The sequence below is a fragment of the Azoarcus indigens genome (assembly GCF_004361735.1).
Taxonomy (GTDB): domain Bacteria; phylum Pseudomonadota; class Gammaproteobacteria; order Burkholderiales; family Rhodocyclaceae; genus Azoarcus; species Azoarcus indigens.
Genome location: NZ_SNVV01000046.1, coordinates 1 through 5,465, shown reverse-complemented (window position 1 = coordinate 5,465; position 5,465 = coordinate 1). Strand labels below are relative to the sequence as shown.

The following is a 5,465-nucleotide window of genomic DNA, read 5'->3' as shown; positions in this document are numbered from 1 at the left end:
TTTAATGTGCAGGGGCTTTTCAAATAGTTAGTCTGACGATGACCTACTTTCACGAGAGCGCATCTCACTATCATCGGCGCGGTCTTGTTTCACGGTCCTGTTCGGGATGGGAAGGGGTGGGACCAAGACGCTATGGTCGTCAGACTTTGAAGGGGAACAAACTGGAGAAGTAGGAGTGTTGTGTGATTGCCAGGCGAGTCGGCCTGGTTAAGGTTATAGGATCAAGCCTCACGGGCAATTAGTATCGGTTAGCTTAACGCATTACTGCGCTTCCACACCCGACCTATCAACGTGGTGGTCTTCCACGACCCTTCAGGGGGATCGAGTCCCCAGGGAAGTCTCATCTTGAGGCGAGTTTCCCGCTTAGATGCTTTCAGCGGTTATCTCTTCCGCACTTAGCTACCCGGCGATGCGACTGGCGTCACAACCGGTACACCAGAGGTGCGTCCACTCCGGTCCTCTCGTACTAGGAGCAGGCCCCCTCAAACTTCCAGCGCCCACGGCAGATAGGGACCAAACTGTCTCACGACGTTTTAAACCCAGCTCACGTACCACTTTAAATGGCGAACAGCCATACCCTTGGGACCGGCTACAGCCCCAGGATGTGATGAGCCGACATCGAGGTGCCAAACTCCGCCGTCGATGTGAACTCTTGGGCGGAATCAGCCTGTTATCCCCAGAGTACCTTTTATCCGTTGAGCGATGGCCCTTCCATACAGAACCACCGGATCACTATGTCCTGCTTTCGCACCTGCTCGACTTGTCGGTCTCGCAGTCAAGCCTCCTTTTGCCATTGCACTATCAGTACGATGTCCGACCGTACCTAGGAGACCTTCGAACTCCTCCGTTACCTTTTGGGAGGAGACCGCCCCAGTCAAACTGCCTACCATGCACTGTTCCCGACCCGGATTCACGGGCCTGGGTTAGAACCTCGACGACACCAGGGTGGTATTTCAAGGACGGCTCCACCAGAACTAGCGTCCTGGCTTCAAAGCCTCCCACCTATCCTACACAAGTCCCGTCAAAGTCCAATGCAAAGCTACAGTAAAGGTTCATGGGGTCTTTCCGTCTAGCCGCGGGGAGATTGCATCTTCACAAACATTTCAACTTCGCTGAGTCTCAGGAGGAGACAGTGTGGCCATCGTTACGCCATTCGTGCAGGTCGGAACTTACCCGACAAGGAATTTCGCTACCTTAGGACCGTTATAGTTACGGCCGCCGTTTACCGGGGCTTCGATCAAGAGCTTGCACCCCATCACTTAACCTTCCGGCACCGGGCAGGCGTCACACCCTATACGTCCACTTTCGTGTTTGCAGAGTGCTGTGTTTTTAATAAACAGTCGCAGCCACCGATTCTCTGCGGCCCCTTCGCCCTTCGGATGTACTCCTACAAGCTAATGGGGCATACCTTCTCCCGAAGTTACGGTATCAATTTGCCGAGTTCCTTCTCCTGAGTTCTCTCAAGCGCCTTGGTATTTTCAACCTGCCCACCTGTGTCGGTTTGCGGTACGGTCACTCTATGACTGAAGCTTAGAGGCTTTTCCTGGAAGCAGGGCATCAACCACTTCGGAGCACAAGGCTCCTCGTCATCACGCCTCAGCTCAGCCCGACGGATTTGCCTATCGGGCACGCCTACACGCTTAAACCGGGACATCCAACACCCGGCTGGCCTAGCCTTCTCCGTCCCCCCATCGCATCATAGAGCGGTACAGGAATATTGACCTGTTTCCCATCGACTACGCATTTCTGCCTCGCCTTAGGGGCCGACTCACCCTGCGCCGATGAACGTTGCGCAGGAAACCTTGGGCTTTCGGCGAGGGTGCTTTTCACACCCTTTATCGCTACTCATGTCAGCATTCGCACTTCCGATACCTCCAGCATCCCTTACGAGACACCTTCGCAGGCTTACGGAACGCTCCCCTACCATGCACATAGTGCATCCGCAGCTTCGGTTCATGGCTTGAGCCCCGTTACATCTTCCGCGCAGGACGACTCGACTAGTGAGCTATTACGCTTTCTTTAAAGGGTGGCTGCTTCTAAGCCAACCTCCTAGCTGTCTATGCCTTCCCACCTCGTTTGCCACTTAGCCATGCATTTGGGACCTTAGCTGGCGGTCTGGGTTGTTTCCCTCTTGACACCGGACGTTAGCACCCGATGTCTGTCTGCCGTATATCACTTTGCGGTATTCGGAGTTTGCTATCGCGGGGTAGATCGCAGTGACCCCCCCAACGATTACAGTGCTCTACCCCCGCAAGTGTCCGTACGACGCACTACCTAAATAGTTTTCGGGGAGAACCAGCTATTTCCGGATTTGTTTAGCCTTTCACCCCTATCCACAGCTCATCCCCTAGTTTTTCAACACTAGTGGGTTCGGACCTCCAGTGCGTGTTACCGCACCTTCATCCTGGCCATGGATAGATCATCCGGTTTCGGGTCTACGCCCAGCAACTCAGTCGCCCTTATCAGACTCGCTTTCGCTACGCCTCCCCTACTCGGTTAAGCTTGCTACTGAACGTAAGTCGCTGACCCATTATACAAAAGGTACGCAGTCACCCCTTACGAGGCTCCCACTGTTTGTATGCATGCGGTTTCAGGATCTATTTCACTCCCCTCCCGGGGTTCTTTTCGCCTTTCCCTCACGGTACTGGTTCACTATCGGTCGATCACGAGTATTTAGCCTTGGAGGATGGTCCCCCCATCTTCAGACAGGATTACACGTGTCCCGCCCTACTTGTCGCACGCTCAGACCCGCCACCCATTTTTCGCATACGGGGCTATCACCCTTTATTGCCGGACTTTCCAGACCGTTCTGCTAAATGGATGGTTTAGTCGTGCAGGCTCTTCCGCGTTCGCTCGCCACTACTTACGGAATCTCGGTTGATTTCTTTTCCTGCGGCTACTTAGATGTTTCAGTTCACCGCGTTCGCTTCCACAGACCTATGGATTCAGTCTGGGATGACCCTTGCGGGCCGGGTTTCCCCATTCGGACATCACGGGATCAAAGCTCCATTGCCAGCTCCCCCGTGCTTTTCGCAGGCTTGCACGTCCTTCATCGCCTGTGATCGCCAAGGCATCCACCACATGCACTTAGTCGCTTGATCCTATAACCTTAGATCCTCTTTCGAAGACCCGGTCATAGGCGAACTCGCTTGTGCGGGCTACCACGTCGCTGGTTCGCTAACGGGCAACCCAATGCAATCACACAACCCGTGCAACGCATCTTTCGACGCATTGCACTAACTTCTTCCAATTTGTTAAAGAGCGAACCTCTTGCGACCCTTGCCGGATCATCAAGATGTAGGGAATCAACACGCTTCCGATTGCGTTGATGCCGTACATCTCGTTATTTGATGCGCATCGTCACTGGTGGAGCTGGTCGGGATCGAACCGACGACCCTCGGCTTGCAAAGCCGATGCTCTCCCAGCTGAGCTACAGCCCCATTCTGATCGAGCACCTTTGAAACCGTGGTGGGTCTGGTTGGGTTCGAACCAACGACCCCCGCCTTATCAAGACGGTGCTCTAACCAGCTGAGCTACAGACCCTCTGACTTCGAGGCTCTTCGCTTGGACAACCGATAAGTTGTGGATACTTGGCCGCTGCGGCTTTTCTCTTGAAAGGAGGTGATCCAGCCGCACCTTCCGATACGGCTACCTTGTTACGACTTCACCCCAGTCATGAATCTCACCGTGGTAAGCGCCCTCCCGAAGGTTAAGCTACCTACTTCTGGTGAAACCCACTCCCATGGTGTGACGGGCGGTGTGTACAAGACCCGGGAACGTATTCACCGCAGCATGCTGATCTGCGATTACTAGCGATTCCGACTTCATGCAGTCGAGTTGCAGACTGCAATCCGGACTACGATCGGCTTTAAGGGATTAGCTCCACCTCGCGGCTTGGCAACCCTCTGTACCGACCATTGTATGACGTGTGAAGCCCTACCCATAAGGGCCATGAGGACTTGACGTCATCCCCACCTTCCTCCGGTTTGTCACCGGCAGTCCCATTAAAGTGCCCAACTGAATGATGGCAATTAATGGCAAGGGTTGCGCTCGTTGCGGGACTTAACCCAACATCTCACGACACGAGCTGACGACAGCCATGCAGCACCTGTGTCCTGGTTCCCGAAGGCACCCTCGGCTCTCACCAAGGTTCCAGGCATGTCAAGGGTAGGTAAGGTTTTTCGCGTTGCATCGAATTAATCCACATCATCCACCGCTTGTGCGGGTCCCCGTCAATTCCTTTGAGTTTTAACCTTGCGGCCGTACTCCCCAGGCGGTCGACTTCACGCGTTAGCTGCGTTACTCACAGAGTTACCTCTACGAACAACTAGTCGACATCGTTTAGGGCGTGGACTACCAGGGTATCTAATCCTGTTTGCTCCCCACGCTTTCGTGCATGAGCGTCAGTACAGGCCCAGGGGGCTGCCTTCGCCATCGGTGTTCCTCCACATCTCTACGCATTTCACTGCTACACGTGGAATTCCACCCCCCTCTGCCGTACTCTAGCCTGCCAGTCACAAGCGCAGTTCCCAGGTTAAGCCCGGGGATTTCACACCTGTCTTAGCAAACCGCCTGCGCACGCTTTACGCCCAGTAATTCCGATTAACGCTCGCACCCTACGTATTACCGCGGCTGCTGGCACGTAGTTAGCCGGTGCTTCTTCTTACGGTACCGTCATCCACTTCGGGTATTGGCCGAAGCGATTTCTTTCCGTCCGAAAGAGCTTTACAACCCGAAGGCCTTCTTCACTCACGCGGCATGGCTGGATCAGGGTTTCCCCCATTGTCCAAAATTCCCCACTGCTGCCTCCCGTAGGAGTCTGGGCCGTGTCTCAGTCCCAGTGTGGCTGATCATCCTCTCAGACCAGCTACGGATCGTCGCCTTGGTGAGCCTTTACCCCACCAACTAGCTAATCCGACATCGGCCGCTCCAATCGCGCGAGGTCCGAAGATCCCCCGCTTTCTCCCTCAGGACGTATGCGGTATTAGCTACGCTTTCGCGTAGTTATCCCCCACGACTGGGCACGTTCCGATGCATTACTCACCCGTTCGCCACTCGCCGGCGGGCCGAAGCCCCCGCTGCCGTTCGACTTGCATGTGTAAAGCATGCCGCCAGCGTTCAATCTGAGCCAGGATCAAACTCTTAAGTTTAATCCTACGGTACTCAAAGTCATCACTGACATATGAGCACTCAATCTTTGCGAAACAAATCGCCGAAGCGATCTCGCCGCAACAACCAAGCACCCACACTTATCGGTTGTCCAACTTTTTAAAGAACCGCTGCATTCGCTGCAGCAGAGAAGCGAGATTATGATCAAACTTCTTTATCTCGTCAACCCCCTGCAGTTTTTATTTCCCACTCAAAAACCGCAGAACGCCTTGCTTCTCAAGCCTTTCAGCTCCGCCGCGTTCCGCTGCAGCGCTGAAGAGGTGCGCATTATAGACACCACACAAATACCGTCAACC

At 54.3% G+C, this 5,465-nt stretch carries 2 tRNA genes and 3 rRNA genes; all 5 read right to left on the bottom strand.

Annotation, left to right across the window (positions count from 1 at the left end):
* Positions 1-30: 30 nt before the first annotated feature.
* Positions 31-144 (bottom strand): 5S ribosomal RNA (rrf, locus tag C7389_RS24430).
* A 73-nt stretch (positions 145-217) separates the two neighbouring features.
* Positions 218-3,101 (bottom strand): 23S ribosomal RNA (locus C7389_RS24425).
* Positions 3,102-3,364: 263 nt separating this feature from the next.
* Positions 3,365-3,440 (bottom strand) — tRNA-Ala (locus C7389_RS24420).
* 26 nt (positions 3,441-3,466) lie between these two features.
* Positions 3,467-3,543, bottom strand: a tRNA-Ile gene (locus C7389_RS24415).
* A 71-nt stretch (positions 3,544-3,614) separates the two neighbouring features.
* Positions 3,615-5,150, bottom strand: a 16S ribosomal RNA gene (locus tag C7389_RS24410).
* The 16S, 23S and 5S rRNA genes sit together here with 2 tRNA genes alongside, the layout of an rRNA operon.
* Positions 5,151-5,465 lie beyond the last annotated feature (315 nt).